The following is a 26,891-nucleotide window of genomic DNA, read 5'->3' on the forward strand; positions in this document are numbered from 1 at the left end:
TGCCCGCGCGCTGGCGCCGCGAGGGTATACATGCGTACGGGAGATTCCGGCCTGGCGAGCCGCCCGGCCGGCGGCGAGACTGCGTCAGATCGCGATGCGCTTGTTCCAGAGGTCGAGCAGAGCACTCATGTTCTGCATCAGTACAGGGGTGTCGACCAGCTGCACAGAATCGATGCTGGGCAGGCGATGCTTGAGTTTTTCGCTGTACTGCACCTTGCGATTCACCGCGCCGTACAGCATTGCTTCGCAGAAGGCCGTCTGCGCTTCTTCGCCCAGGGCATAGTTCATGAATTCCTTGGCCAGTTCTTCCTTGCCGCCCTTGACCACGCCCATGACCGGTCCGCTTGATACCGCGCCTTCGGCGGGGTTGACCCACTTGACCAGCCCGTTCGTCGAGTCTTCGGCGATGAACGTGCGGCCGTCCCACCCAGGCCCGATCGCGCCTTCGCCGCTGGTCAGCAAGACGACGGGATCATTGAAGGCCGTAAAGAACTTGAAGATGTAAGGCTTCATCTTCTCGAGCGCCGAGATGGCCGCCTCGATGTCGCTATAGCCATTTCCATAGATCCGGCCGAACATCGACAGGACTTCAGCGCCTCGCACATTGGAGCTCAGGTTGTTGAAAAACACCTGTTTGCCGAATTCGCCCTTGGCGGTGCGTTGGACGAACTCATCCCACGACTTCACCCCGCCCGGTATCTTGTCCGGCCGATAGGCGATACCGACACTGCTGTAGTCATACATGGCGCCGCAGCCTTCCCAGTCAGCCTTGAACTTGTCGGGCACGTCGGCCAGGCTGGGTACGCTCTTCTCGTCCACGGGCACCAGCTTTTTCGCCCTTATCAAACGATACATGTCCATGCCGCCGAACGCTGCCACGTCATAGGGCGGCGTGCCACGGCTGGACAGTATCTTCAAGGCATGCGCCGGATTCGTTCCGGGCACCAGCGTCACTTTCACGCCCGACAGCTTCTCGAAGGGTTCGGCCATGTGTTTGCGGACGTTCTCGAGAAACGACCCGCCCGAACTGGTGACGTAGATATGTTTTTCGGCAGCCCGGCCTGTGCGCAGATAGCTGCCGCCAATGGTTGCCAGGCCAAGGCCCAGGGTTTTCTTGATAAACGTGCGCCGAGCTGCCGTGTGCATGATGTTTGTCCTGTTCAGTATGCGACCGGCAAAAGGTCTCAGGTGTGCACCTGGGTCGACGCCGGGCTGTCTGCAAGTCAACAACAACATCTTCGACCGGTGCTTGCGCCGTGGCGAGGCGCCGATCTCGGGTACTGCAGCTATGGTGTTGCAGGGCCGGAGAGCCGTCAAATCAATAAATAGAAGGGCTTCATATATTTTTCGTATGCCCCGCCGCGCCTGCCCGGCTAGCGCACCACTTCCACCACGGGGGCCAGTGGGGATGCCCCCACGCGCTGGGTCAATGCTTCCGACAGACATGCAATGAACGCCGCGACCAGCAGGCTGCGAGGCCGGTGGCATGACCTCAGAAGCGTGATGGGGAAATCGAGCGCGGGACGGAACTCCTTGACCACCAGCCCGTGACATGAAAAGTCTTCGGCAATGAGCGCGCTGAGCACACTCACACCCAGCCCCTGCGCGACGAGATGGCAGATCGTGGAGGCGTTCTCGGCTTCTATTTCAATCTTGCGCGTGACCTTGGCCTGTTCGAACAGACTATCCACGTGCTCGCGACTGCCATTCTGGCGCGCGATGGATATGAAGGGCTCCCCCTCGAGATCCAGTGCATGGACGGCGGGGCGTCGCGCCAGCGGATGATCTTCGCGCATGATGCATACGCCCCTGATACTGGCTATACGCTCCGCCTCGAGCCCGGGCTCCACCACATGCTGGCCAATGAAGGCCGCGAGCCCCAGGTCGCACAGCTGCGAACTTACCAGCTGCTCGACCATGTGTGAGTTGCAGGTACGGATAGACACCGTCACCTGTGGATGCCGGCGCGTGAAGGCGGCGACGACACCCGCCAGGAAACCGTGACTCAATGCCGGCGCGACGGCAATGTGCAGGCGCCCGCCGCCTAGCTGTCTGATCGTCCTTGCGGCATCCTTCAGCGCCCGCAGGCCCGAGTAATGCTGCTCGACTTCTTTGAAGAAGGCGACGCCCTCATCGGTGACATGCAGCTTGTTCCCTTCGCGTATGAAGAGCTGCAGATCGAGGTCCGCTTCCAGCATGGAGATCAAGCGGCTGATATTGGGCTGCGTGGTATGGATGATGCGCGCGGCGCCGGTCATCGAACCTGTGCGCATCACGGCCCTGAACGCTTCCAGCGCCCGGACATTCATGACCCCTCTGTCTGCACTCATGGGCAACCCCTTGCGTGGCCACCCAGCCGCCTCTGCACTATGAACGAGCGACTGCTGGCCGCTTCGGACGAGGCTGGCGCCTCGGCTCAGGACACCGCCGGTGAGCGATCGGCGATCAGTTGCCCACCCACGGCCCAGTCATCGCGGCGAACCGATTCGAACACCACGAAAACGCTTTGTGGCGAGGCACCCGCGTGCTGAACCAGGGCCTGGGTGACCGCGTCCGCGATCGCCGCCTTTTGCTCCGTCGAGCGCCCTTCGAGCATTTCGATTCTGACGTATGGCATGTTTCTTCCTCAGAGTACGGGCTTGCGCGGCGCATCGGGCGCCGGCGCCTTGTCGACCACATTTCCCTCGAAGACAGGCTGGTCGATTTCCAGCGGCAAGGCCAGCACGTCATTCACCACCTGCTCCAGCGTCGCCCCGACCATGCGTACCCCTGCGGTGTCGCACGCTTCGCGCAAAGCATTCAACGCTTGCTCGAAGCGGACCCGCGCGGGATCGCCCTCGTCGCCGAAGTCGAAGTGGTTGTGCGAGACCAGGCTGATGGTCGGCACCCGCGGAGCCCGTTCGATCACCTGGCTCACGAGGCTCTTGGCGATGTCGGCATATGTCAGCCCATATTGATTATGCCAGTCGATATCCGGACGCAGGTCGGGATGGATGCTCCACCCATTTCGCGCGCGCAGCGAACGCGAGAAGTCCACGGCCAAGGGCATGTTCACGAAGTCGAGATCCCCCGGAATCTGGCGGAACTGGGCGTGGGCGCGGTGCGCGTCGGGATGCGCGCCTGCCCAGACGGCCTGCATCGCAGGCATGACCCGCCCGGGAACGGAGCACGAGCCCCCGCGAAATCCCATGTCGGCCAGGATCCGGAACATGCTGTCATTGGCCGAGAATGTGCCGGGCCGGAAATACAGCGGCCATTCGCCCAGGGCGTGCCTCCAGAGCGCGGCAGTCTCGCCCAGAACACCATATTGCTGCTCATCGGACAGGGCTCCGTAATGCGACATATAGCGCGCTCCGCCGTGATACGCCATCGCGTACTTCCACGCGTGCACGTGCAACCCCAGGCAGGCGCCCTGGCTACGCAAGCGGTCGAACATCGAAGCCTGTTCCAGCGCGGTTTCCGGGTGGATGAAGTAGGTGACAGGCAGTCCGTGGCGGGTGGCAATGCTGGCGTAGCCTTCCACGGCGCGCCGTCCCAGGTCCCAGTCCGCCGGACCCGTTGCCTCTGGATGTGCCGCCTGCTTCTTCGGCTCGCAATCCATGGTGACCACTACATAGATCTGTTTCATTGATATTTCCTTCACCGATAAACCCGTTTTTCCTTGAAGTCGGGGAATGCTGGAGATTCGTGCCGATGCGACGACTTGCGGGCGGGCGGACGAGCCTCCGCGTCGGCCCCTGTGAGCGGCCTCGATCAGTCGGCGCTGATGCCCGCCGCCGCCACGATCTCTTTATTTCGCTGGAGTTCGGCCGACCAGAACGAAGCGAACTCAGCGGGTGTCATCTGCCTGAGCTGCCCGCCGTTGTTCACAAAATAATCTCGCACTGCAGGCAGGCGAAGTACGTCGTTCACGGCGTCGTTGAGCTGCGCCACCAGATCGGCCGGAAAATCCTTCGGACCGGCAATCCCGCCCCAGAAGGCGTAGTGCAACCCGGAAAAACCCAGCTCATCAAACGTCGGCACATCCGGAAGTGCTTCCAGACGCGCGGCCGACGCCACGGCAAGTGCACGCAATCCCCCCGAGCGCACATGCCCGATCTGCGCGGCCGTATCGACGGCGATGTCTACCTGCCCGGCGAGCAATGCCGATAGAGCAGGAGCGGCCCCCTGAAAGGGCACATGCACCATATCGAGCCCTGCCCTTTTTACGAACAGCGTTCCCGCAAGATGACTGGACGCGCCGATGCCCCCCGATGCATACGTGAATTTCCCGGGGTGTGCACGGGCCTCGGCGATGAATTCTTCGGCAGTGCGGTAAGGCGACTTGCTGTTCACGTACAGCACATTGGGTGCGGCGGCCACGAAAGCCACGGGAGTGAAATCCGCCAGAGGCTTGAACCGCAGGTCCTTGAACAGGAAGGGCGCCGCCGCGTTCGTGGCCCCGGTCGCCAGCAGCAATGTGCATCCATCTGCCGCGGCGCTGTGCACAAAGCTATTGGTGCCGACCACTCCGCCGGCCCCCGGCCGGTTGACTACAACAATCTGCTTGTCCAGGCGTTGACCCAGCGGCCCGGCGATCGTCCGGGCCTGCAGGTCGGTTCCCCCGCCGGCAGGCCAGGGTACGACGAGCTGGATTGGGCCATTCGGACAGATGTCCGCAGCTGGCGCGGCGCTCGGCACGAGCGCGCCTGCGCTGGCGAACAGCGCAACAAGACATCCGAAAAATGTGGTGCTTTTGAAATTGCTGCGTTTCACGCGTTTCCCCTTGCTGATTGCCAAGTCATTGGTGTTCTTGCCGGCGGCCCACCCCTGCGCAGAGCAGGCTCCGCTGGTCTTGCACCCGATCAAAGCCATCGCTATTGTCGACATGTCGACAATTTCGGCATATAAGGGATTTCCCCTTGACCGTGTCGCCAGCGAGGGGCCGGCAGACTGGCTCCGCCCGCCACGGATCGCGGGCCAGCGTGCCGTGTGCCTGCAGGCGCGGGCGTTAAGATTCGCCTATCGAATATTCCGCGACTTCCACTGAGGCCAACGGCCCATTCAAAATTGCCTATGACCGAAGCAATCAACGCCCTGCGTAGATCCACGAAACGCTCCGATGCCATTGGCCACACGGCACCGTCCTTGGCTGAACAGGTCGCGGAACGACTGCTGAGAGCCATTCTTGACGGGGAAATTCCTTCCGGCGCACGATTGCCGGAAATCGCACTTGCTGAAGAACATAAGGTCAGCCGTGCGACTATCAGGGATGCCCTGGCACAACTGGAGCGCCATCATTTTGTAGAGAAACTGCCCCGCTTCGGTTGCCGGGTGGTGAGCGTGGACATGGGGGAGATCGCCGAGCTATACGAAATGCGCGCGATGCTGCTGGGTCTGGCCTCGTCCCGCGCGGCGCGACTGGCAACCGACGACGAAGTCGCGGAGTTCCTGGAGCTGGCCTCCAGCCTGACGCTGCTGGCCGACGGCGACGCGGGCGCCTCGATCTATCAGCGCGAGGCATTCCTGGTTCAGGCGAAGCTGATACGCATGGCGAGCAGCAACTGGCTGGCCGATATGTACCAGCTGATATCCAATCAGTCGCTTTGGCGGGTCATGGTGCGTGGCAAGAACGCCGTGTTCGCCTCCAAAGAAAGGCGCCAGCGATCCGCGCAGGATTGGCTGGCGCTGGCGAAAGCCGTGGCGGCACGAGACAGCAGGGCCAGCGAAGAGGCCGCGCGCGCGCTGATCGAAGCGTCCTGGGAATACGTCAGGGTGACCCACAGCCCGAAAAGCCGTGAGGACGCGCCTGCGAAATCCGCTTCAGGTCAGCACTGACCAATACCGGATCATCGAGAGCGCCCCTTTGGATGCAGGCGCACATCCGCAACGCAAGCCGGGGCCGCACGGGGCGTCCGCTCATGCTGCTGCGCGCCAAACGCGCCGGGGATCCTTTCCCGGCGCCGGTTCAACGTTCGCGCCGGCGCCGCGATGAACAGGGCACCGGCGCCGTAGCTGGCCAGTTTTTCTTTCGCGGCAAATGGCCACGCCCGGAATCCGAATTGCGCCCAGAAGTCCGCCGTGCCATTTACCGAGATCAGGGACACCGCCTCGTAATGGCTGCCCAACGCCAGGATCAGGTTCACGCCTGCCCGCGCGTAACCGCCGCCGCGCAGCGCAGGCGACACCACGAAATCGTGCAGGTACAGGTGGCTTTCCGAGCCATATAGCGCCTCGGGAGCACAGTCCAGCCTGGGCGGCTGATCCGGGAAGATCGGATGGGCGAACGCATAGCCCCGCGCGGGGCCGGCGCCATCGGCCAGCACAAGACACCCCTGGGGAAATATGCGCAGGCGTTGAACGTGGGTATGGCGGCTTTCCGGCAGCCCGGGGTGCGCTTCATCGGAAAGGGCCATGACGGCGTCTATGTCCCCTGCCGTCGTGGGGCGCCAAACAAAACTCATGCTGGATCCTGAATCAAACGGCCCGCCCGCCCGGGCCCCGCAGGAGACAGGCGCAACACCGCCCCACAGGCCCCCGGCGGCCACGAATCGCAGCCCCTGTTCGGGCAGCCAGCGCGTCATGACCACACAAGCTGGAATCGGTCAGACGCATCGGGTGCCGCCGCGCTTGCCACATTGGCTGCCACATTGGCTGCCGTATCGGTTGCCACATCGGTTGCAATGCATATCGCGCAGAGCGTTCCAGGGCCGGTGCCGGAATTCGATGTGGCCCGGCAATAGAGGCCGCAGCGGCGTGCCAGGCACGCCCTGGGACAATGGATGCGGGCGGAATGCGCATCGTCCCACACAAAGAAAAATGCCGGCGTCAGCCGGCATTTTTCTTTGGATACTGGTGGGTGGTACAAGGTTCGAACTTGTGACCCCTGCCGTGTGAAGGCAGTGCTCTACCACTGAGCTAACCACCCAAAGAGGCGAAATTCTAGCACGCGCATAGAAGGATCGCAAACGCTAGGCCACGGCGGGCCCGGGCGGCGGCTGTCAGGCGGCGGCCGCCACCGGTTCAGTCAGGGCGCGCCATACGCTGGTGCCGCCCGCCGCCTTGTCCAGCGCAGCCAGATACTCCTCGTGCTCGGCCAGCTCTTCGGGTGTGGCCGCGAGCACGGGCAACACGGTGCCGTCGAAGGCGCCCAGCGCCAGGCCTGCGCCCCCAGGTTGGCTGGCGTCGTCCACATCGATCAGCAGAGCGTCCTGGCCGCGGGTCATGGCCAGCCAGACCTCGGCCAGCAGTTGCGAGTCGAGCAAGGCGCCGTGCAGCGTGCGGTGCGCGTTCGAAATACCGTAGCGGTCGCACAGGGCGTCGAGGGAATTGCGCTTGCCCGGGTACAAGGTCCGCGCATGCAGCAGCGAATCGGTGATCTGCCCGCAATGCTTCGACAGGTCGCCCCGCCCTATCCTGGCCAATTCGGCGTTGAAGAACTTGACATCGAATGACGCGTTATGCGCGATGAGCTCTGCGCCTTCGATGAACTGCAGGAACTGGTCGGCCACATCGGGGAAATGCGGCTTGTCGGCCAGGAACTCGGTGGTCAGGCCGTGCACCGCCAGGGCCTCGGGGTCGCTCTCGCGATCGGGGTTCAGGTACAGATGCAGCGTGTTGCCGGTAACCACACGATTGATGATCTCGACACAGCCGATTTCGATGATGCGATGCCCCTGGGCGGGGTCCAGGCCGGTGGTTTCTGTGTCGAAAATGATTTGGCGCATGTCTGACTATTTGGTAATGGGGTGGTGCGTGCCCGGGGCCGGGGCGTGAGGCGGCGTGGCGCCCGCCGCCATATCGGCCTGGCCTGGCTTGCGCCGCACGGACGCCACCAGGGTGTAGGCCACCGGTACGACGAACAAAGTCAGTAGTGTACCCAGCGTCAGCCCGCCGACCAGTACCCAGCCGATCTGCTGCCGCGACTCGGCGCCGGCGCCCTGCGACACCGCCAGCGGCAGCGTTCCCAGCACCATGGCGCCGGTGGTCATCAGGATGGGCCGCAGGCGCAGCACGCTGGCTTCGGTGACGGCTTCGAATAGCTCGCGCCCTTCGTCGCGCAGCTGGTTGGCGAACTCGACGATAAGAATACCGTGCTTGGTAATCAGCCCCACCAGCGTGATCAGCCCGATCTGGCTATAGATGGACAGTGTGCCCCCGGTGGCCCACAACGCCAGCAGCGCGCCGGTCATGGACAAGGGGACCGAGAGCATGATGACGAACGGGTTGCGCCAGCTCTCGAACTGCGCCGCCATGACCAGGTAGATGAAAGCCAGGGCCATGGCGAAAACCAGATAGATGCTGCCGGACGAATCGCGGAATTCGCGCGACTGCCCGTCGAGATCAGTGACAACCGTGTGCGGCAGGACACGCCGTGCAACTTCTTGCATGTGCTCCAGCACTTCGCCCAATGCGTATCCGGGCGCGACCGCGGCCTCGACCTTGACGGCGCGCAGGCGGTTGAAGTGATTGAGCGATTGAGGCGACACGCTTTCGTGCACGGACAGCAGGTTATCCAGCTGCACCATGCTGCCGTCGCGGGTTCGTACGTAGATGCCCGAGATATCGGCGGGGTTGGCGCGATCGCGCGGCAGCACCTGGACGATGACGTCGTACTGCTCGCCCTGGTCTTTGTAGCGGGTCACCTGGCGCCCGCCAAGCATGGATTCCAGGGTGCGGCCGACCACATCCACGCCCGCCCCCACGTCGGCCATCTTGTCGCGGTCGACCTGCACGCGCAGTTCGGGTGTATTCAGCCGCAGATCGGTGTCCAGGTTGACGAGGCCAGGATATTTGCGCAGCTCGGCCAGGAACACCTCGACCATCGTGGCCAGTTCGGGATACGAGGCCTGGCTCATGATCACGAACTCCACGGGTTTCGACCGCGCCGACTGCCCCAGCGACGGAGGGTTGGTGGGGAAGGCGCGCACGCCCGGCAGGTTGGCGAACTTCGGCTGCAGTTCGCGCGCGATGTCCTGCTGCTTGCGGTCGCGCTCTTCCCAGGGCTTGAGGCGCAGGATGGCCGTGCCGTCGCTGACGGTGGGAAACCCCACCGACACCTGGTGCGCCGCGCCCTCGGGAATCTGGCTGTAGAACTGTTCGATCTCGAGCATGCTGTCGAGCGTGTAGTTCAGTGTGGCGCCTTCGGGCGCACTTACGGTGCCGAAGATCACACCGCGGTCTTCGACGGGAGCGAGTTCGCTCTTGACCACTGAAAACAGCACGCCGCTGGCCCCGGCTACCAGCAATCCGGCCACGACCACCGCGCCGCGATGTCGCAGCGCCATGCCCAGCGAACGCCGGTAGCCGCGGCCCAGCGCCTCGAGCCAGCCTTCCACCAGGTTGTACCACCGGTTGTGGCGCGGCTGATGCCGCAACAGCGCAGAACACATCATGGGGGTGAGCGTCAGCGCCACAAATCCCGACACGAGCACTGCCCCGGCCAGCGTCAGCGCGAACTCGATGAAAAGCCGGCCCGTGCGCCCCGTGGCAAACGCCAGTGGCGCATACACCGTGACCAGGGTCAGCGTCATGGCCACCACCGCGAAACCGATTTCTTTCGAGCCCCGGAAGGCCGCCTGCCGTGGCGGCATGCCTTCTTCGATGTGGCGGAATATGTTTTCCAGCACCACGATGGCGTCGTCGACCACCAGGCCGATGGCCAGCACCATCGCAAGCAGCGTCAGCGTGTTGACCGAAAAGCCGAACAGGTACATGAGCCCGCACGCGCCGATGAGCGACACCGGGATGGTTACGATGGGGATGATGCTCGCGCGCAGGTTGCGCAGGAAAAAGAAAATCACCAGCACCACGAGCACGATGGCTTCGCCGATGGTCTGGAACACCGATTGAATGGACCTCTCGATGAACACCGAAGAATCGTAGGCGACGTTCAGCTTCATGCCGGCCGGCAGGGTCTCATTGAGCTGCGCCACCTCGGCCCGCACCGCCTTGGACAGATCCAGCGGGTTGGCGGTGGACTGGCGCGTCAGGCCGATGTTGATGGCCGGGCGCCCGTTGAAACGCGACAATATGCGGTCTTCGGCCGCGCCGATTTCGACTTTGGCGACGTCGCCCAGACGGACCGGGTACCCCTTTACGTTGGCCACGACGATGGCGGCGAACTGCGGCGGGGTCTGCAGGTCGGTGGACGACACTACCGAAAACTCGCGATCTCGCGACTCGATGCGCCCGGCGGGAATCTCTACGTTCTGGCTGGCGAGCGCCGTCTCGACATCCTGCACCGTCAGGTTGTAGGCGGCCAGCTTGTCGCGGTCGACGTAGACCCGCATGGAAGGAAGTCGTTCGCCATATACCCGCACCTCGGCCGCGCCGGGCAGCACGGAAAGACGCGTCTTGATATAGCGGTTGATGTAGTCCGACGTCTGGATGGCCGACAGCGATCCGGATTCGACGGCGATATAGATAATGGGCAGCGAATCGGCCTCGACCTTGCCGATGATCGGCTCATCGATTTCGTCGGGAAGGTAGCGGCGTGCGCGCGACACCTTGTCGCGCACCTCGGCTGCGGCTGCGTCGGGGTCGCGCGTGAGATCGAATTTGATGTTGATCTGGCTGCGCTCGGTGCGGCTGCGCGAGGTCATCACGTTGACCCCTTCTATGCCCGCCAACTGGTCTTCGAGCGGCTTGGTCACCTGGGATTCGATGACCTCCGGCGACGCCCCCTTGTAGGTGGTGTTCACCGAGACGATCGGTTCGTCGATATTGGGGTATTCGCGCACCGTCAGGCGGCTGTACGAGATCAGCCCGATCAGCACGATGATCAGCGACAGCACCGATGCGAACACCGGGCGCTTGATGCAGACCTCGGACAGGATCATGATCGACCCGGCCCTGCGGCGCTTGCCGCGTCTCGAACGACATCGACGGCCGCGCCATCGGTCAGGCGCTGGAAGCCCGCCACCACCACCTGGTCGCCAGCCGCTACGCCCGTCAGGATCTCGACCTTGCCATCGCGGCGCTCGCCCAGCGTGACTTCGGCCCGATGCGCACGCCCGTCGCGCACGTTGAATACATACTGGCTCTGGCCGGACGGCGCCAGCGCGGCCTCGGGCACGGCGAGCACCTGATCGGCACCGAACAGCAGTTGCACCCTGGCGAACATGCCCGGCCGCAGGCGAGAATCGGGGTTGGGCACCGTGGCACGCAACAGGATCGATCGGCCGCCCGCGTCGACCAACGGGCTCACGGCATACACGCGACCCTCGCGCTCTTCGCCCGGCAGGGCGTCGAGCCGCACGGTCAGGGCCTGTCCGACCCGCACCTTGCCGAAGTACATTTCCGGCACCCGGAAATCGACCTTCAGCGGATCGATGGCTTCGAGCGGCGCCAGGTCCTGCCCCTGGTCGACATAGTCGCCCACCGACATGGTGCGCAGGCCGACGATGCCGGCAAAGGGTGCGCGTATGGTCATCTTGTCGAGCCGTGCCTGGGCCAGCGCCGCGGCGGCCTGCTGCACCTTCAGATTGCTGGCCGCCTCGTCGCGCGCCTGCTGGCTGACGAAGCCGCGGCCCTGCAATTCCACCGCTCGCCGGTAGTGGCTCTGCGCCAGCGCCAGGTTGGCGCGCGCCTGGTCCAGTTCGGCGCGTGGCACCGAGGCATCCAGGCGGATCAACACCTGGCCCTGCTCAACGGGCTGACCTTCCTTGAAGTCGATCTGCTGAATTCGGCCCGCGACTTCGGGCCGCAACACGACGGACTCGTCCGAACGCAGACTGCCCACCGCGGAAATGCCGCGCGTGAACGTCAGTTGCTGCACATCCGCGACCTCGACGCGAATGGCGGACGGCGCTGCAACAGTGGCCACGGGGGCTGGAGAAACAGGGTCGCCGGCAGGGCCCAGCCAGCGCGGCGCCCAGAAACCCAGGGCTGCACCCGCGGCGAGCCCGGCCGCCGCAGCGGCCAGCAGAACAACTTTTTTCATGCGTATTGGTGGCAATGCATCGGAGCCGCCGCCCGGGGGGGACGTTCCGGACGCATTCGGAAGAAGAAATACGTGGCCTGGCACTGTAGCACCAGCTCTTTACATACTGGCACAAATACCGGGCCGCCGGTGCGCCCGGTGACCGGCTTTCCGGGTATACCCCGAGGAATCCGTGTTCTTCCAAGTCGTCAGACCTTCGGGCTTGCCGCCCGGCCCCGGCTGGCGGCCGGCGCGGCGGCCGAGCCCGCGGCTACCGCATGCTCTTGCGCGCGACTTCCACGCCCTGGTTGGCCAGCGCGTCGGCCCGCTCGTTTCCGGGGTCGCCGGCATGCCCGCGCACCCAGCGCCACGCAACCGTGTGCCGGGCCACCTGCTCGTCCAGCGCCTGCCATAGCTCGGCATTCTTTACCGGCTTTTTATCGGCGGTGAGCCAGCCGCGCCGCTTCCAGTTTGCCAGCCATTCGGTCATGCCTTTCATGACGTACTGGGAGTCGGTATGGATGACCACCCGGCACGGCCGCTTCAGCGTGCGCAGCCCTTCGATGACCGCCAGGAGTTCCATGCGGTTATTGGTGGTGCTGGGCTCGCCGCCATGCAGCGTTTTCTCGTGCGCGCCGGCGCGCATCAGCACGCCCCAGCCGCCCGGCCCCGGGTTTCCCTTGCAGGCGCCGTCGGTCCACATATCGACCTGCTGGCCGTCGTTGTTGCTGTCAGATTGCATCGTCTTGGTATGTTGTGGACGTGACGGCGCCCAGGGCGCCGCCGTTCGTCATGGTTTGCCGGGCCCGGCCTGGCGGTTGACCGCCACGGACGCCGCCCGGGCCCGTCTGCGCCGGGATTTCTTCCAGGCCGGGCCGATGAGGCGCATGCCGGCCACCCGCTTGACTGCGGACACCACGTAGACCGCGCCGCCCACGGCCCACCAGCGCCGCCCGTAGGTTTCCATGAAATTCCACCGCCGCAGCCATTTTTCGGTGCGGCACGCGGGACTGTAGCAGCCGAACCGGCCGGGGCCGACGTCGAACGACATCAGCTTCAGCCAGTCTTTCAGGCGCGGCAAGGATACCTGAGCCGAAGGCGGGTGCGGCAGCCACTGTTCCATGGCCGGCATGCGGTTGCGCGCCCCCCAGAGGCTCCAAGGGTTGAAGCCCGAGATCACCAGCCGACCTTCGGGCACCAGCACGCGTTCGGCTTCGCGCAGCACGTCGTGCGGCGCATCGGTACATTCGAACGCATGCGGCAGCACCAACAGATCGACGCTCTGGGTTTCGAAGGGCAGCGCATCGGGGCGTGCGATCACGCAGCCCTGCCAGGCCGCCGCCTGCCCCGGCGTGGGCATCTCGGTTCCCACCCAGCCCTTGAACGGCATGCGATTCGCCTGCAGCAGGTTGGTTTCGGCCAGACCGGCCTGCCAGGCGTAATATCCGAAGACATCCGCCACCATGGCGTCGAACTGGGCGCGCTCCCAAGCCAGCACATATTCGCCGGGGGGGGTCTGAAACCATTCGGCCAGTTCTACAATCGGCGGAGTTTCTTCGGTCAAGGTGAGTTCCTGAAATGATGCCAGCCATGCCCGCCTTCGACGGCGAAGGCGCCGTCGTACCCCTGCCGGCTTTCTCCGACAACTATATATGGGCCATTGTGCGCCACGGGATGGCCGCCGTGGTCGACCCGGGCGAGGCAGGGCCGGTGCTCGACCTGCTGGACCGACACGGGCTGCAGTTGCGCGCCATTCTACTCACCCATCACCACGGCGACCATGTCGGCGGCGTGCTTGAATTGCTGCAACATACCCCGGTGACGGTCTATGGGCCCGCCCGCGAAACCCTGCCGCACTGCGATGTGCGAATGTCCGAAGGCGACCGCGTGACCCTGCCCGAGCTCGACCTGGACCTCGCGGTGCTCGACGTGCCGGGCCATACGGCCGGGCATATCGCCTACCACGGCAGGGCGGCAGGCCAATCGCCCCTGCTTTTCTGCGGTGACACCCTGTTTGCCGGAGGCTGCGGCCGGCTGTTCGAGGGCACGCCCGAACAGATGCATGAATCGCTGGAGAAATTCGCCGCATTACCGGCCGATACACAGGTTTGCTGCGCACACGAGTACACTCTAGCGAACTTGCGCTGGGCCATGGCGGTCGAACCCGCCAACCGCACCCTGCAACAGTGGTATCAGCGGGCCCGGCAGTTGCGCGAACAAGAGCGTCCCACGCTGCCGTCCACCCTGCGGCAAGAGCGGGACACGAATCCGTTCTTGCGTACACAGCAAGCCGAAGTTGCCCAGGCTGCAGCAGTACATGCCGGACGTGCCCTGCACACGCCCGCTGCCGTGTTTGCAGCCTTGCGCCTATGGAAGAACGATTTCAAGTGACCGCCCTCCGATGACCCTTTTCCGACTCCTGATACCCCTTGTTCTTGCCATGCTCGCCGGCTGCGCCGGCACTACGCGCCAACCGGTACAGACAGCCGACACCGCCGAACAACCCTACGTCGCCCAGGACACTTCCCGCACGGTTGACCTCACCAGCCCCCCGGCCGACGCCTGGGACCGCATCCGCCGCGGCTTTGCGGTACCCAACCTGAACACCCAGCTGGCCCAGGAATGGACCGAATACTATGCGGCCCACCCGGAATCGGTGCAGCGCATGGCCGAACGGGCCGGCAAGTATCTGTACTTCATCGTCGAAGAAATCAATCGTCGCGGCCTGCCCACTGAATTGGCTCTGCTGCCGTTCGTGGAAAGTGCCTACAACCCCACGGCCCTGTCGCGGTCTCAAGCGTCCGGACTATGGCAGTTCATTCCTACGACGGGCCAGTATTTCAAACTGAAGCAGGACTGGTGGCGCGATGAGCGCCGCGATCCCATTGCCTCGACCTACGCCGCACTCGACTACCTGGAAAAGCTCTTCGAAATGCAGGGCGACTGGTACCTGGCGCTGGCTTCGTACAACTGGGGCGAAGGCTCGGTACAGCGCGCCATGGCGCGCAATGAAGCGGCGGGCCTGCCCACCGACTACCTGTCGCTGGACATGCCCGACGAGACGCGCAACTATGTGCCGAAGCTGCAGGCCATCAAGAACATCATCGCCAATCCGCGCAAGTATGCGGTAGCGTTGCCGCCCGTCGACAACACGCCGTATTTCGCCATGGTGCGCAAGAACCGCGACATCGACCTCGAAGTCGCAGCCCGCCTGGCCGAAATGCCGCTGGAAGAGTTCAAGGCGCTCAACCCCTCGTTCAATCGCCCGGTCATACGCGGCGAACACCGGCCCACCCTGTTGCTGCCCACCGACCGCGTGGCCACGTTCAATGCCAACCTGATGGCCTACAAGGGCGACCTGAGCTCCTGGAAGGTATACCAGCCGCGCCGTGGCGAATCGTACGCCTCGATCGCCAAACGCTTCGGCGTGTCCGAAGCCGAACTGCGGCGCGCCAACGACGTGCCCCGCCGCAGCAAGGTAGCCAGCGGTGGCACCCTGCTGGTGCCCGCTGCAGCGCAGACAGGCGGCGTGCAACTGGCATCGCTGTCGACTCCGGCGGGTGCGCTCGACTCGGCACCGGCTCGCGCCACGCCCGCCACGCGCACCAACAGCCGCCGCCCCAATGTCCGCACCCACAAGGTACAGGCCGGCGACACCTTGTACCGGCTGGCGCAACGCTACGGCACGTCGGTGGAGAATCTGCGCGCTTTGAACAACCTGAAGGGCAACAACCTGAAGGTCGGTTCGCAACTGCGCATTCCGGGCACTGGCGCACGGGGCTGAGCCCCGGCGGGGGCCGGCCCGGCCGGCCCGGCCCGGCCCGTTACGCTCTAAAATAGCGGCCTTCCGCACGGAATTTCAAGGACACGACACATGGGTTTTCTCGCAGGCAAGCGCATCCTGGTCACCGGGGTGCTTTCCAACCGATCCATTGCCTACGGCATTGCGCAAGCCTGCCACCAGCAGGGCGCCGAACTGGCTTTCACCTATGTGGGCGACCGCTTCAAAGACCGTGTCAGCGAGTTCGCCACGGAATTCGGCAGCGACATCGTGCTGCCCTGTGACGTCGCCGAAGACAGCCAGATCGAAAACGCATTCACCGAGCTGGGCCAGCGGTGGGACGGCCTCGATGGCCTGGTGCACTCCATCGGCTTTGCACCGCGCGAAGCCATCGCCGGCAACTTCCTCGACGGGCTGTCACGCGAAGGCTTCCGCATTGCCCACGACATCTCGGCCTACAGCTTCCCGGCCATGGCCAAGGCCGCGCTGCCGCTGATGCAGGGCCGCGCCGCCTCGGTACTGACGCTCACGTACCTGGGCGCGGAACGCGTGGTGCCCAACTACAACACCATGGGCCTGGCCAAGGCCTCGCTTGAAGCCAGCGTGCGCTACCTGGCTTCGGCCCTGGGCCCGCGCGGCATTCGTGCCAATGGCATTTCGGCGGGGCCCATCAAGACGCTGGCTGCCAGCGGCATCAAGGACTTCTCGGCGATTCTCAAGTTCGTCGAAAGCCAGGCGCCCCTGCGCCGTAATGTCACCATCGAAGAAGTCGGCAACGTGGCCGCCTTCCTGCTGTCCGATCTGGCGGCCGGCGTCACCGGCGAAATCACGCACGTCGACGCCGGGTTTTCCACTGTCACGGCTGGCATGGAAGGCTGAAACGCGCGGCGGCGTCCTGCCATCGCAGGCGCCGCGCGCACGCGGCTTTGCCGGCGAAATCTCGTCGGCGCCGCCCCAGGCGCTCAGGCCGGGCGCACCACCAGCGTGGACACCTGCACATCCACCGCCGTCATCAGCCTGTGAATCGGGCACTTTTCCGCCACGGCAAACAATTGGTCGATCTGCTCGTCGCTGAGCGGTCCGTGCAGTGTCAGCTTGGCGGTCAGCCGATACACGCCCTTGCGTTCTTCGCCGGCATCCCGCACCACATCCACGTCGACCGACTCCAGCGGAATTTCCTTGCGCTGCGCATACAGCATGACCGTCATGGCCTTGCATCCCCCCAGGGCCGTATCGAAATAGTCGTGCGGGTCCGGGCCCGCCCCCTGCGGTTGCGGCATATCGAGCGGCAAAGCGTGGCCCTCGGCCGTGGCGGTGAACTGCACGCTGCTGGGAGCGTTCTGGCGTATGCGTATGGTCATCTGGATCTCCGGCGTTGCGGCCTCGCAGGCCGTGCATCTTTGTAGCACTTCCCTATCCAGGCGTGGGCGCCTTCGACAGTGCCGCACGCCGCGCGCCGCGCGCCGATCCGCCCTTCCCGGTGAACTCTGAAGCCCGGCGGTTGTCAGACGAAGTCTGAACACCGATTGGAGCACCCCATGAGCGCCCGCCAGCTACTTGATCAACTTCTGCAATCCGGCCAGAGCCTGGCTCGAGACGCCAGCACGCGCGCCCAGTCGGCCGCGGCCGGCACCCACGGCCCGTCGTTTCTCACTGGCCTGGGCGGCGGCGCCCTGGGCGCGGGTGCGCTGGGGCTGCTGCTGGGCAGCAAAAAGGCCCGCAAGATCGGCGGCAAGGTGGCCATGTACGGGGGAATGGCGGCCCTGGGTGCCCTGGCCTACCGCGCCTACGGCGATTGGCAGCGCCAGCAGGCGCAGTCACCCGCGCAGCCTCCGCAGACGCTCGACCGGCTGCCTCCGGCCCAGGCCGAGCAGCACAGTAGCGCCATTCTCTCGGCCATGATCGGCGCGGCCAAGGCCGACGGCCATATCGGCCCCGAAGAAAGGCAGCTGCTGGAAACCGAATTGGGCAAGCTGGGCGACGCATCCGACCGCAACTGGCTCGAAACCGAATTGAGCCGGCCCGTGGATCCGGTGGCTGTGGCCGCCGCTGCGCAGACCCCCGAGATGGCGGCCGAAATGTACCTGGCGAGCCTGCTGGTGATCGACGAAGAAAGCTTTATGGAACGCGCCTATCTCGATGAGCTTGCCCGCCAGCTGAAGCTGCCGCCCGACCTGAAGGCGCAGCTCGAGTCCCAGGTCAGAACGGCGGCCTGAGGCCACACTGCCGCCGGCTTGGCCCTGTGACCGCCGGCACGCCCGCGAGCCGGCGGTCACAAGAGGCGCCTCAGCTGTCCAGGCCGATATCCAGCACGCGTGCGCTGTGCGTGAGCCAGCCTACCGCGATCAGGTCCACGCCGGTGGCCGCCACCTCTGGCGCCGTTTCCGGCGTAATGCCGCCCGAGGCCTCGGTGACGGCCCGGCCTTGCGCACGCCGCACGGCTTCGCGCAGCGTGGGCAGGTCCATATTGTCCAGCAGCACCACGTCAACACCGGTTTCCAGGGCCTCGTCCAGCTGGTCCAGGGTATCGACTTCCAGTTCGATCTTGACCAGGTGCCCGATGGCCGCCCTGGCGCGCAGCACGGCCTGGCGCACTCCGCCGGCCACCGCCACATGGTTGTCTTTGATCAGTACGGCATCGTCCAGGCCGTGGCGGTGATTGCTGCCGCCGCCCACCCGCACCGCATATTTCTGCACCGCCCGCAGCCCGGGCATCGTCTTGCGCGTGCAGGTGACTTTGGCGCCGTGGGGCCGGATGGCGTCGGCGATCGAGGCTGTGGCCGTGGCCACGCCGCTCAGGTGGCACAGGAAATTCAGCGCCGTGCGCTCGGCGGTCAGCATCCCCCTGGCCGGGCCGCTGATGACGGCGATTTCCGAGCCCGGCTGCAGGCGCGCGCCATCGGCCAGTACGGCGTTGAACTCGATCGCCGGGTCCATCATGCGGAACGCCAGGCGGGCGAGGTCCAGCCCGGCGAGCACGCCCGCCTGTCGTGCAACCAGCCGCGTACGCGTCTGTGCGTCGGCGGGCACGATCGCGTCAGTAGTGATGTCGCCGGCTCGCCCCAGGTCTTCGAGCAGCGCCGCGCGCACCAGCGGCTCGAGCATCACGAGGGGTAGCGGCGCCACGGGCAGGGCATGGTCAGACGAAGAGGCATTGGCCATTTTTATGCTCACATCGAGTATTTGTGGGACAAAAAACACGGCGCGATGGCCGAGCACTTATGCTAATACTGAGCATAACGAGTGTCAAGAAGGGCAGAATCACCTTGCCACCCAATCGCCGTCAATGGCCTCTGCAGAGTCAGGTGGGGGGTCACCCGAACGCCATCCCTGGCCATGGCTTGCTGCTGGCCCTTTAACGGCCGGCGGCTATTCGGTGTGGCGCGCCAGGGGCAGCTTGCTGCCAGCGATGGCACGCTCAAGCAGCACGTCGCGGCGGAAGCGAAACAGTTTGGCGGGCCGTCCGGTGGTGCCTGTGGCCATGTCTCCCGTTTCTTCCACCAGCGCGTGCTGTTCGATGAGGCGGCGGAAATTCTGTTTGTGCAGGCCCCGGCCGGCCAGGGCCTCGACGGCAGTCTGCAATTGCAGCAGCGTGAATTCAGGAGGCATCAGCTCGAAAACCACCGGCCGATACTTGATCTTGGCGCGCAGCCGCGCCATGCCGGTGGCGAGTATGCGCCGATGGTCATGGCGCATGGCCTGCCCGGGCAAGATCGCGCCGGACTGGGCTGTCGGGCCTGCGCCCTGCGCGCGCCCTGCGCCGCCCGAACCGCGCGTTGCCTCGGGAACCAGCCCGGCTTCGAACAACAGTTCGTAGCGCTGCAGCACCAGGTCCTCGTTCCAGGCCGCGCCCTCGAGGCCGAAGGTCAGCGCGGCGCGTTGCCGTCGGTGTGCCTGGGTCGCGCGGTCGCTCGCCGCGCGGGCCCACGCCATCAGGCGGGGCGCGATCAGATCACCGATCAGCGAGGGGGGCCCCTCGCGGAAATCTTCCCACGGGAAATAACGATACCAGTCTTGCCAGCCGACCTGCGCCACGCCGGTCTCGCCGGCTTCGCGAGTGAGCCCCAGATAGCTGACCGAAATGGTGCGGTGGCCCTCGTCGTCTGAGCGATCGCGGTCGGCGAAGGTATAGAGCTGCTCGATATAACCCAGGGGATGATGCGTCTGGGTTTCCACCCACGCCCGCAGTCCGGCTTGCAACGTTCGGTGTTCCAGTTCGAACGGCCCTGCGGGAAGCGCGCTGGCGTCTTCGGTGGTCAGCACGCGCGGCTGGCCCTGGTTGACGGCCACCAGCACGGCGACAAGTTCGGTGGAAACGGAGCGTTCAATAGGGTCGGTCAAAGCGGCGCGCAGCGAACAGTGGCGAAGCCTGGATTATAAGAGCCGATACGTTGCAACAGCCCCTTGCAATCGACACATGCCGTCAACCCCGAGCAGCCACGGGCGGCCTAAGATGAATCCTGCCGCAGCGCGCATTATGCGCCCTGCCCTGCTGGAGACCGTCATGAACAAAACTGCCAGAGAGAACCAGCCCGCCGACAAGCCGGACCAACGACCGAGCCGAACGCGCACGCAAGCCGATCATGGCACGCGTGAAATGCCGATGCCCGACGATGCGCCTGATGTGGCCGGGCGTTCGCGACAGGGTCGGGCCGTGTCCGAACCCGGGGACCCCGGCGTGATCAAGCCCGAGGACGACGTGCTCGACACCTCGCATCTGAAAAACCCGGGCCGGTAAACCACAAGCGCACCTGCGTACGGCTTCCCGATGTCCGCTTCGCACGCGCCTCTGCCGGCGCGGCAGCAGCCTGGCGACTGCGGGCCTATGCCGCTCGGCGCCGCTCCTCCAGCGCCTCGCGCAGCCGCACGTACGCGGTGCGCCCCAGCTGCAGCGGCGGCGCATCATTCACGAATTCCACCTGCGCCGTCAGGCCGCCTTCGACCACGACGCGTCCGACCTGCTCCAGGTTCACCACGACCGAGCGCGACACTTGCACGAAAGGCAGGCTGCCCAGCTGGGGCAACAGGCCCTTGAGCGTGGCATACATCAGGAACGACTGCCCCTCGGCGACATGCAGCTTGACGTAATCGCGCTGGGCCACCAGCGCCGCAACGGCTTGTGCACGAATGATCTGGCTCTGCCCCTGATGTCGCACGGTGAGAAACGCATTGTCGCCCCAGGGTCGGTTCAGGCGCGTATACAACCGCTGGACCGTATGGCGCAGCCGCTCGATACCGACCGGCTTCAGCAGATAGTCAACGGCGTCGACCTCGAACGCCCGTGTCGCGTAGGGTGGGTGTGCCGTCACAAACACCAGGCAGGGCTGGCATGCCAGCGATTCGAGAACGTCGAACGAGGTGCCTCGCGTCAACTCGATATCGAGAAATACCGCATCAGGTTTCTGCTGATTGATCGCTTCGATCGCGCCATGAATGCAGTCGGCTTCCGCCACGACCCGAGGGCCATCCAGCGACTCGAGCATGCGGCGCAGATAGCGCCGTGCAGGCGCTTCATCGTCGACCAGCACTAGGCGCAGCACAGCAGCCTCTGGCAAAACGGCAAGATGCCGGGCGCCGGCGGCGCCACGCGGCCAACCATCGCGCGCCCGGCCCGGCGTGCGCTGCCGCGCGACAGGCTAGCGGCCGGGCACGGCAAGGCGGTGATGTCGGACAGGGGAAGTTTCAAGCGGGAATTCCTGTAGCGGCCGGCCATTGCAGGCCGCGACACTTCGCGAACGCGACATTGTCTTCGAAACCAAGGCCTCGCGAAACCGGGTCACCCCCTATTTACCTGCCCGCCGTGCCGCCGGCACCTGTTCCCTTTCCTGGGCATCGTCCCACACCACCGTGCGCGCGTAGTGGCGCTGAAAGCGGGGTGCCTTCTGACAAGTCGATGCACGGCCGCCACGCGGAAGCCTCAAACGGCACGCCACATCGCTGCGCGGGGCCATCCACCCACTTAGTATCCAAACGGTATTGCATGGTTGCAAATTGTCAGGTTACGGACTAAAACCCCACAGTCGTCTAGACCACTGGTGCGTGTACCGCACCGCCTGCCCGCGGCCTTTCAACAGACATCGATAAAAAAGGAAGCCAACGACATGCCGTTACGCCCCGCCTCCCAGCCCGCGAGCGCCCTTTCTGATAATAGTCGCGCCCCCATACCAGGGAGCGAACCGTTCTCTTGCGTCGCATGAGCGGCGCAATGCGGGCAAGCGGGCTGCGGTTTGCCGCCCTGGCGTCGATACTCGCGATCGCACCGGGCTGTGCCACGATGACGGAAATGGGCACCAGCGTGCAGCGGGCATTCGCAAGCCTGAAACCGGCTGACGCCGGTTCGCAGCCGCCGCCTGGCAGCGCCGCCGAGCCGCGCGTCCAGGCCACGGCCGCGAACGCTGCCCATTCCGACACGCCCCAAGCCACGGCGGCCGACCACGCGACGGCCGGCCCGCATGCCCCAGGGCAATTGCACATCATCTTGCCGGATTCACCGTGGGGTACCGAGGGATGGCGCATCGAAGTATCCGCGGCAAAAACCCAGCCAGGCTTCAAGCCTGTGCGAGCGACCCCGCGCATCGGCTATCACGCACGGCTGCAACTGCTGCCGGATAGTTATCTGGTGAAGGTCGGCCTGCGCGGCGACGAGCGGTTCTCGGAGTGGGTACAGATCCAGGCCGACCGCGCCACCGTGGTCTACATTGACCTGGGCCTGTTGCATGACACCGTCAAGGTATTGGAAGGCCAGGCGGCAGAGCAACGCCTTGCCGAGGCGATGGGCGTCACGAACGGCCTGAACTTGCGCCAGACGTTCGAGCCGTTGCGCATTGCATTGGGCGACAGCAGCGAAGGACGCTGGTATGGCCCACGTTCCGACGACCGCCCGCGCGGGCGCGGCGTGCTGGAACTATTCCAGCAGCAGAGGCGCATCGGACAAATCGACGACGCTCAGGCCGATCCGGAAGGTTTCACCGGCACACCGGCGTTCGAGGATGGGCGCCAGGTGGACGGCCGCTGGCGAGGACTAGGCCTGATCGATGGCAGCGTTACGCGCTACCCCGACGGCCGCGTATTCAAAGGGAACTACGCCGGGGCGGCTCCGGCGGCCGGCCAACTCGAATTTCCCGACGGCAAGACCTGGCAGGGGGACACCCGTGACGGCACACCGGCTGGCCAGGGCACCCTGACCCTGGCGGACGGAACCATCATCCATGATGTACCCGGCGAGGAGATCGATCGCCTCGATGGCGTGTTTACCTGCACCGTTTCCGGGCGACGCATCCCCTGCGCGTACTTCGAGGGCGAGAAAATGGCGTCAGCCGCCGAGTATCAGCGCCGCAACAAGGCACGCGACCTCGCCGCCGCCCGCGAGGTCGCGCAGGCGCAGGAACTCGACGCGCAACGGCAGGCCAGCGCCGGAACCGGCAAGCGCGTCGAACCCATGAGTTCGTCGGGCCTGGCCGACGCCGTCGCGGCCGCGGAGCGCCTGGCTGCCACCTATAATACGGGCGGTCAGGGCGCACCACGCCAGCCGCCCGCTCCCAACGTCAGCGCCGGCAGCGCGCCGGCACAAACCGGGCCCGTCAGCGGGTGCTCCGCTATCAGCGGGCGTTTCTCCACATCCACCGGCTTGTCCCGGCTGGTGTTCAATGCGAACGGCAGCGGCAGCCTCTGGCAGCAGACGTATGGCGGCGGCCGCACCTACACGTTCGATGTCGATTTCCGCTGGCAGGGCTCGGCCAACTCCATGCAGTTCGAGTACGGCGAGGCGGTGTACCGGGATGCCGGCGGATCCGTCATGAATCGCCGATCGCTGGCCGGCGGATCGGCATCATGCAGCTACAACGGACGCGAACTGACCATAGGCGGAACCACGTACTACAGACAGTGATGGCGGAACTCGCGCTGATCCAGGCCGCCCATGGCAGGTCCGCGCCGCGACGGCGCCGGCGGCACGCGAAACCGCTACACTCGGGCGGTCGTATGGACGAATTCGCTCTTTGCCTTGGTGCCGTCAGCGCCCGTCAACGTACTCCGCCCCTGCGCTGGCGGCGTACCGGGCCGCTGAACGCTTATCGAACCCCGCGCCGTGTTCTGGCGCGGCGTCAACTTCACTACTGATAAATATGAAAATAGAGACTCTTGCGGTACATGCCGGGTATTCGCCCGACCCCACCACCAAGTCGGTGGCGGTGCCTATTTACCAGACCGTGGCGTACGCTTTCGACAGCGCACAGCACGGCGCCGACCTGTTCGATCTAAAGGTGCCGGGCAACATCTACACGCGCATCATGAACCCCACGACCGACGTGCTCGAAAAGCGCGTCGCGGCCCTCGAGGGCGGCATCGCAGGCCTGGCCGTGGCATCCGGCATGGCCGCCATCACTGCTGCCATCCAGACCCTGGCCGAAGCTGGCGACAATATCGTCAGCGCCAGCACGCTGTACGGCGGAACCTACAATCTGTTTGCGCACACCTTCCCGCAGCAGGGTATCGAAGTACGATTTGCCGACCCGCGCGATCCGGCCGCCTTCGGCAAGCTGATCGACGACAACACCAAGGCAGTGTTCATCGAGTCCATCGGCAATCCGCTGGGCAACGTCACCGACATACGCGCGCTGGCCGATGTAGCGCACGCGCATGGCGTTCCGCTCATCGTCGACAACACTGTTCCCTCGCCCTACCTGCTTCGTCCCATTGAGCACGGCGCCGACATCGTGGTGCACTCCCTCACCAAATATCTGGGCGGCCACGGCACCAGCGTGGGCGGCGCCATCATCGACAGCGGCAAGTTCCCGTGGGCAGAACACAAGGCCCGCTTCAAGCGCCTGAACGAGCCCGACGTGAGCTATCACGGCGTGGTCTACACCGAAGCCCTCGGCCCCGCCGCCTATATCGGCCGCGCGCGCGTGGTGCCCCTGCGCAACATGGGCGCGGCCATTTCGCCGCAGAACGCTTTCCAGATCCTGCAAGGCATCGAGACCCTGGCCCTGCGCATGGACCGCATCTGCGAAAACACGCAGACCATCGCCGAAACCCTGCAAAAGCATCCCAAGGTCGAGTGGGTGCGTTATGCCGGCCTGAAAGACCATCCCGACCATGCCATCGTGCAGAAGCAATCCGGCGGCCGCGCCTCGGGCATTCTGTCGTTCAGCCTGAAGGGCGACGGCGGCCGCGAGGCTGGCGCACGGTTCCTGGACGCCCTCAAGCTGTTCACCCGCCTGGTCAACATCGGCGATGCGAAATCGCTGGCCACGCACCCCGCGTCAACCACGCACCGGCAGCTCGATCCCGACGAACTGGCCAAGGCCGGGGTCACGGAAGGCATGGTGCGGCTGTCGGTCGGTATCGAACATATCGACGACTTGCTGGAAGACCTGGAACAGGCGTTGAATCAGGTGTAAGCCGCGCGGGCCGGCGAGCGCCGCAAGGCGCGCCGCCGGCCCGCGGCAATACCTGCGCCATACGCGATAAAGGGCGCCCGGAACCGGACTTCAATCCGGCACCAGGCGCCCCTTTTGCACCTTATTTGGGCGACTTCGCCACCGAGCAGGCCGAAATGAACTGCGACGCGCCCGCGCTTAGAAAGGCGTTGGCGTTTTCGTACAGCAGCCGGAATCCTGCCTCGACGAACTCCGGCGCATTCTGCGTGGTGACGCGTGTACCCGCTATCTTTCCGGCCTTCACGATGCGCCGGCCTGCGTCCTGCACACGGTTTACGATCTCGGGATGAAATCTTCGGCCGGGAAGATTCAGGCTGTTGGCCAGATCGCCCGAACCGACAAACAGCGCATCAATACCATCGACCGCCGCGATCGATTCCAGATTCTCCAGCGCGCGGATGGACTCCACCAATGCGATGACAAGCTTTGACGCGTGGTCTTCGGGCCGGGCATAGCGTACCGCGGACACCAGGGCCTGCGCGTCCGCCGCCGTTTCGATGTGCGGCGCCATGATGCCGCCCGCACCGGCGTCGAGGTAACGCGTAATCAGCCAATCGCGGTTCACCTCGGGGCGCACCACCGGGCAGCTTCCGGCGTACCGCACTGCCCGGCACATTTCCTGCACTCGCTCGGGGGCTGCCATGCCATGCTCGCAGTCGATAAAGACCGCGTCCAGGCCCAGCGAGCCCAACACCTCGGCCACCGAGGCCGATGGATGGCCCGCATTGATCATCGTGACCGCGTGCCCCGCTGCCAGCTTTTCCTTGATTTTCATGTCCGCCGCTCAGTCGGTTTTCAGTTTCAACTGCACGACATACTGGCCGATCTCTTCGTACATGCGCGTCACCCGATCAGTGAAATCCGCCTTTCCCAGGTAGGAAGGCGATCCGCGCAGCACTTGCACCATCTCGGCAAACCCGGGCGCCTTGACCATGTCCTGGCCCGCCTCGTTCCATGCTTTCACGGCGTCGTCGGGCATGCCGGCCGGCCCCGCCACGCCATAGAAAATAGGCACTGACAAGGGAAAGCCAAATTCGGTATAGGTCGGAATGTCCGGAAAGGCCGGAACGCGAGTCGGTCCGCTTTCAGCCAGCAGGCGCACCTGGCCCGCCTGCAGAAAGCTGAGAAAGCCGTCCGACACCACCGCCTGGATCTGCCCGCCCAACAGCGCGTTCATGGGCTCAACCCCGCCCTTGAACGGCACATAGGTGGCATCGATGCCGGCGGACTTGAAAGCCGCCATCGTGGCGATATGCGTGGCGCCATTAGTGGCCGCGGTCGACCAGAACAGCTTGCCCGGGTTCTGGCGGGCCCATGCCAGAAGCTCTTCCATCGTTTTGTACGGCGCGTCCGATCGAACAAACAGCGGCTGTGCGCTCACCAGAAACTGGAACAGATAGGTGAAGTCTTTGGCAGGGTCGTACGGCACTTTCTGGAAGTGGGGCGTGGTTGCAAACGGGCTGCTGGTGGCCAGACCGACGGTATAGCCGTCGGGCTTCGCACGCGCGAGTTGCCCGGTCGCCACCGTCGCGCCTGCCCCCGGCCGGTTTTCCACGATGACCGGAACACCCCAACGCTCTGACAGATAGCGGGCCACCCATCGCATGGCGATGTCGCCGCCGCCACCGGGAGCGAAGCCGACGATGATCGTCACCGGGCGCGATGGGAAGCCGGTATTCGCGGCGGCGAATGCGCTGCCCTGGATGACCCACATCGCCGTCAATACGGCGATCGCCTTGAGTATGGTCTTCTTCATGATGTCTCCCCT

General features: G+C 65.0%; 25 protein-coding genes and 1 tRNA gene. 8 read left to right on the plus strand and 18 right to left on the minus strand.

The window, feature by feature from the left end; genetic code table 11:
• Positions 1 to 84 precede the first annotated feature (84 nt).
• The 5 genes from ACV17W_RS09990 to ACV17W_RS10010 form a co-directional block, all read right to left on the minus strand.
• Positions 85 to 1,146, minus strand: a complete 1,062-nt coding sequence (locus ACV17W_RS09990) for an ABC transporter substrate-binding protein (protein WP_462596259.1) — start codon at positions 1,144 to 1,146, stop codon at positions 85 to 87.
• Between the two features lie 227 nt (positions 1,147 to 1,373).
• On the minus strand, positions 1,374 to 2,330 hold the full coding sequence (locus ACV17W_RS09995; protein ID WP_462596260.1) for a LysR family transcriptional regulator: 957 nt from the start codon (positions 2,328 to 2,330) through the stop codon (positions 1,374 to 1,376).
• A gap of 86 nt (positions 2,331 to 2,416) precedes the next feature.
• Complete coding sequence (locus ACV17W_RS10000; RefSeq protein ID WP_462596261.1) at positions 2,417 to 2,617, minus strand: 2-hydroxymuconate tautomerase; 201 nt, start codon at positions 2,615 to 2,617, stop codon at positions 2,417 to 2,419.
• A gap of 9 nt (positions 2,618 to 2,626) precedes the next feature.
• On the minus strand, positions 2,627 to 3,628 hold the full coding sequence (locus tag ACV17W_RS10005; protein WP_462596262.1) for a polysaccharide deacetylase family protein: 1,002 nt from the start codon (positions 3,626 to 3,628) through the stop codon (positions 2,627 to 2,629).
• A 125-nt stretch (positions 3,629 to 3,753) separates the two neighbouring features.
• Entirely contained in the window at positions 3,754 to 4,755 is a 1,002-nt protein-coding gene (locus tag ACV17W_RS10010) for a Bug family tripartite tricarboxylate transporter substrate binding protein (protein ID WP_462596263.1), read from the minus strand.
• A 300-nt stretch (positions 4,756 to 5,055) separates the two neighbouring features.
• On the opposite strand from ACV17W_RS10010, the gene ACV17W_RS10015 reads away from it, so the two are divergent.
• Complete coding sequence (locus ACV17W_RS10015) at positions 5,056 to 5,817, plus strand: GntR family transcriptional regulator (RefSeq protein WP_462596264.1); 762 nt, start codon at positions 5,056 to 5,058, stop codon at positions 5,815 to 5,817.
• Positions 5,818 to 5,828: 11 nt separating this feature from the next.
• On the opposite strand, the gene ACV17W_RS10020 is transcribed toward ACV17W_RS10015, so the two are convergent.
• The 7 genes from ACV17W_RS10020 to ACV17W_RS10050 form a co-directional block, all read right to left on the minus strand.
• Positions 5,829 to 6,443 (minus strand): GNAT family N-acetyltransferase, encoded by a 615-nt coding sequence (locus tag ACV17W_RS10020; RefSeq protein WP_462596265.1) that lies wholly within the window; start codon positions 6,441 to 6,443, stop codon positions 5,829 to 5,831.
• Between the two features lie 389 nt (positions 6,444 to 6,832).
• Positions 6,833 to 6,907: transfer RNA gene (locus ACV17W_RS10025), tRNA-Val, on the minus strand.
• Between the two features lie 73 nt (positions 6,908 to 6,980).
• On the minus strand, positions 6,981 to 7,706 hold the full coding sequence (gene dnaQ, locus ACV17W_RS10030) for a DNA polymerase III subunit epsilon (RefSeq protein ID WP_462596267.1): 726 nt from the start codon (positions 7,704 to 7,706) through the stop codon (positions 6,981 to 6,983).
• Between the two features lie 6 nt (positions 7,707 to 7,712).
• Complete coding sequence (locus ACV17W_RS10035; protein ID WP_462596268.1) at positions 7,713 to 10,820, minus strand: efflux RND transporter permease subunit; 3,108 nt, start codon at positions 10,818 to 10,820, stop codon at positions 7,713 to 7,715.
• Complete coding sequence (locus tag ACV17W_RS10040; protein ID WP_462596269.1) at positions 10,817 to 11,923, minus strand: efflux RND transporter periplasmic adaptor subunit; 1,107 nt, start codon at positions 11,921 to 11,923, stop codon at positions 10,817 to 10,819. The genes ACV17W_RS10035 and ACV17W_RS10040 overlap by 4 nt, the downstream gene beginning before the upstream one ends.
• Before the next feature lie 250 nt (positions 11,924 to 12,173).
• Positions 12,174 to 12,644 (minus strand): ribonuclease HI, encoded by a 471-nt coding sequence (rnhA, locus tag ACV17W_RS10045; RefSeq protein ID WP_462596270.1) that lies wholly within the window; start codon positions 12,642 to 12,644, stop codon positions 12,174 to 12,176.
• Positions 12,645 to 12,692: 48 nt separating this feature from the next.
• Positions 12,693 to 13,466: a methyltransferase domain-containing protein gene (locus ACV17W_RS10050; RefSeq protein WP_462596271.1), complete on the minus strand. Its 774-nt coding sequence runs from the start codon at positions 13,464 to 13,466 to the stop codon at positions 12,693 to 12,695.
• 17 nt (positions 13,467 to 13,483) lie between these two features.
• On the opposite strand from ACV17W_RS10050, the gene gloB reads away from it, so the two are divergent.
• From gloB to fabI, 3 genes are all read left to right on the plus strand, one after another.
• On the plus strand, positions 13,484 to 14,293 hold the full coding sequence (gene gloB, locus ACV17W_RS10055) for a hydroxyacylglutathione hydrolase (protein ID WP_462596516.1): 810 nt from the start codon (positions 13,484 to 13,486) through the stop codon (positions 14,291 to 14,293).
• A gap of 10 nt (positions 14,294 to 14,303) precedes the next feature.
• Positions 14,304 to 15,686, plus strand: coding sequence for a transglycosylase SLT domain-containing protein (locus ACV17W_RS10060; protein WP_462596272.1), 1,383 nt, complete (start codon positions 14,304 to 14,306; stop codon positions 15,684 to 15,686).
• A 90-nt stretch (positions 15,687 to 15,776) separates the two neighbouring features.
• Positions 15,777 to 16,562 (plus strand): enoyl-ACP reductase FabI, encoded by a 786-nt coding sequence (gene fabI, locus ACV17W_RS10065; protein ID WP_462596273.1) that lies wholly within the window; start codon positions 15,777 to 15,779, stop codon positions 16,560 to 16,562.
• 83 nt (positions 16,563 to 16,645) lie between these two features.
• Here the strand turns inward: fabI and ACV17W_RS10070 are convergent, their stop codons facing one another.
• Entirely contained in the window at positions 16,646 to 17,044 is a 399-nt protein-coding gene (locus ACV17W_RS10070; protein WP_462596275.1) for an OsmC family protein, read from the minus strand.
• A gap of 177 nt (positions 17,045 to 17,221) precedes the next feature.
• On the opposite strand from ACV17W_RS10070, the gene ACV17W_RS10075 reads away from it, so the two are divergent.
• Positions 17,222 to 17,899 carry a tellurite resistance TerB family protein gene (locus ACV17W_RS10075; RefSeq protein ID WP_462596276.1) on the plus strand — a complete coding sequence of 226 codons (678 nt, stop codon included), beginning with the start codon at positions 17,222 to 17,224 and terminating at the stop codon, positions 17,897 to 17,899.
• Positions 17,900 to 17,969: 70 nt separating this feature from the next.
• Here ACV17W_RS10075 and nadC read toward each other — a convergent pair whose 3' ends face one another.
• Both nadC and ACV17W_RS10085 read right to left on the minus strand, forming a co-directional pair.
• Positions 17,970 to 18,845, minus strand: a complete 876-nt coding sequence (nadC, locus tag ACV17W_RS10080) for a carboxylating nicotinate-nucleotide diphosphorylase (RefSeq protein WP_462596277.1) — start codon at positions 18,843 to 18,845, stop codon at positions 17,970 to 17,972.
• Positions 18,846 to 19,052: 207 nt separating this feature from the next.
• Positions 19,053 to 20,024: an NUDIX hydrolase gene (locus tag ACV17W_RS10085; protein ID WP_462596278.1), complete on the minus strand. Its 972-nt coding sequence runs from the start codon at positions 20,022 to 20,024 to the stop codon at positions 19,053 to 19,055.
• A gap of 163 nt (positions 20,025 to 20,187) precedes the next feature.
• On the opposite strand from ACV17W_RS10085, the gene ACV17W_RS10090 reads away from it, so the two are divergent.
• Positions 20,188 to 20,421 carry a hypothetical protein gene (locus tag ACV17W_RS10090; RefSeq protein WP_462596279.1) on the plus strand — a complete coding sequence of 78 codons (234 nt, stop codon included), beginning with the start codon at positions 20,188 to 20,190 and terminating at the stop codon, positions 20,419 to 20,421.
• A gap of 85 nt (positions 20,422 to 20,506) precedes the next feature.
• Here the strand turns inward: ACV17W_RS10090 and ACV17W_RS10095 are convergent, their stop codons facing one another.
• Entirely contained in the window at positions 20,507 to 21,223 is a 717-nt protein-coding gene (locus tag ACV17W_RS10095; RefSeq protein WP_462596280.1) for a LytR/AlgR family response regulator transcription factor, read from the minus strand.
• A gap of 665 nt (positions 21,224 to 21,888) precedes the next feature.
• Between ACV17W_RS10095 and ACV17W_RS10100 the strand changes: the two genes are divergently transcribed.
• Together ACV17W_RS10100 and ACV17W_RS10105 are read left to right on the plus strand one after the other, a co-directional pair.
• Complete coding sequence (locus tag ACV17W_RS10100) at positions 21,889 to 23,571, plus strand: MORN repeat-containing protein (RefSeq protein ID WP_462596281.1); 1,683 nt, start codon at positions 21,889 to 21,891, stop codon at positions 23,569 to 23,571.
• A gap of 235 nt (positions 23,572 to 23,806) precedes the next feature.
• Entirely contained in the window at positions 23,807 to 25,084 is a 1,278-nt protein-coding gene (locus ACV17W_RS10105; protein ID WP_462596282.1) for an O-acetylhomoserine aminocarboxypropyltransferase/cysteine synthase family protein, read from the plus strand.
• A 121-nt stretch (positions 25,085 to 25,205) separates the two neighbouring features.
• Here ACV17W_RS10105 and ACV17W_RS10110 read toward each other — a convergent pair whose 3' ends face one another.
• Together ACV17W_RS10110 and ACV17W_RS10115 are read right to left on the minus strand one after the other, a co-directional pair.
• The gene (locus tag ACV17W_RS10110) at positions 25,206 to 25,898 is read right to left on the minus strand and encodes an HpcH/HpaI aldolase family protein (protein ID WP_462596283.1); all 693 of its coding nucleotides are present in this window, start codon (positions 25,896 to 25,898) and stop codon (positions 25,206 to 25,208) included.
• A gap of 9 nt (positions 25,899 to 25,907) precedes the next feature.
• Positions 25,908 to 26,879, minus strand: coding sequence for a Bug family tripartite tricarboxylate transporter substrate binding protein (locus ACV17W_RS10115; RefSeq protein WP_462596284.1), 972 nt, complete (start codon positions 26,877 to 26,879; stop codon positions 25,908 to 25,910).
• Between the last annotated feature and the right edge of the window lie 12 nt (positions 26,880 to 26,891).

The sequence above is a fragment of the Bordetella sp. MIP270_01_BMS genome (assembly GCF_054958705.1).

Excerpts from the sequence above, each read along its gene's own strand:
- ACV17W_RS10105 (WP_462596282.1), top strand. The coding sequence starts at position 23,807 with ATGAAAATAGAGACTCTTGCGGTACATGCCGGGTATTCGCCCGACCCC.
- fabI (WP_462596273.1), top strand. The coding sequence starts at position 15,777 with ATGGGTTTTCTCGCAGGCAAGCGCATCCTGGTCACCGGGGTGCTTTCC.
- rnhA (WP_462596270.1), bottom strand. The coding sequence starts at position 12,644 with ATGCAATCTGACAGCAACAACGACGGCCAGCAGGTCGATATGTGGACC.
- ACV17W_RS10100 (WP_462596281.1), top strand. The coding sequence starts at position 21,889 with ATGCGGGCAAGCGGGCTGCGGTTTGCCGCCCTGGCGTCGATACTCGCG.
- gloB (WP_462596516.1), top strand. The coding sequence starts at position 13,484 with ATGCCAGCCATGCCCGCCTTCGACGGCGAAGGCGCCGTCGTACCCCTG.
- nadC (WP_462596277.1), bottom strand. The coding sequence starts at position 18,845 with ATGGCCAATGCCTCTTCGTCTGACCATGCCCTGCCCGTGGCGCCGCTA.
- ACV17W_RS10040 (WP_462596269.1), bottom strand. The coding sequence starts at position 11,923 with ATGAAAAAAGTTGTTCTGCTGGCCGCTGCGGCGGCCGGGCTCGCCGCG.
- ACV17W_RS10005 (WP_462596262.1), bottom strand. The coding sequence starts at position 3,628 with ATGAAACAGATCTATGTAGTGGTCACCATGGATTGCGAGCCGAAGAAG.
- dnaQ (WP_462596267.1), bottom strand. The coding sequence starts at position 7,706 with ATGCGCCAAATCATTTTCGACACAGAAACCACCGGCCTGGACCCCGCC.
- ACV17W_RS10090 (WP_462596279.1), top strand. The coding sequence starts at position 20,188 with ATGAACAAAACTGCCAGAGAGAACCAGCCCGCCGACAAGCCGGACCAA.
- ACV17W_RS10070 (WP_462596275.1), bottom strand. The coding sequence starts at position 17,044 with ATGACCATACGCATACGCCAGAACGCTCCCAGCAGCGTGCAGTTCACC.
- ACV17W_RS10020 (WP_462596265.1), bottom strand. The coding sequence starts at position 6,443 with ATGAGTTTTGTTTGGCGCCCCACGACGGCAGGGGACATAGACGCCGTC.
- ACV17W_RS10015 (WP_462596264.1), top strand. The coding sequence starts at position 5,056 with ATGACCGAAGCAATCAACGCCCTGCGTAGATCCACGAAACGCTCCGAT.
- ACV17W_RS10075 (WP_462596276.1), top strand. The coding sequence starts at position 17,222 with ATGAGCGCCCGCCAGCTACTTGATCAACTTCTGCAATCCGGCCAGAGC.
- ACV17W_RS10110 (WP_462596283.1), bottom strand. The coding sequence starts at position 25,898 with ATGAAAATCAAGGAAAAGCTGGCAGCGGGGCACGCGGTCACGATGATC.
- ACV17W_RS10060 (WP_462596272.1), top strand. The coding sequence starts at position 14,304 with ATGACCCTTTTCCGACTCCTGATACCCCTTGTTCTTGCCATGCTCGCC.
- ACV17W_RS09990 (WP_462596259.1), bottom strand. The coding sequence starts at position 1,146 with ATGCACACGGCAGCTCGGCGCACGTTTATCAAGAAAACCCTGGGCCTT.
- ACV17W_RS10115 (WP_462596284.1), bottom strand. The coding sequence starts at position 26,879 with ATGAAGAAGACCATACTCAAGGCGATCGCCGTATTGACGGCGATGTGG.
- ACV17W_RS10000 (WP_462596261.1), bottom strand. The coding sequence starts at position 2,617 with ATGCCATACGTCAGAATCGAAATGCTCGAAGGGCGCTCGACGGAGCAA.
- ACV17W_RS09995 (WP_462596260.1), bottom strand. The coding sequence starts at position 2,330 with ATGAGTGCAGACAGAGGGGTCATGAATGTCCGGGCGCTGGAAGCGTTC.
- ACV17W_RS10035 (WP_462596268.1), bottom strand. The coding sequence starts at position 10,820 with ATGATCCTGTCCGAGGTCTGCATCAAGCGCCCGGTGTTCGCATCGGTG.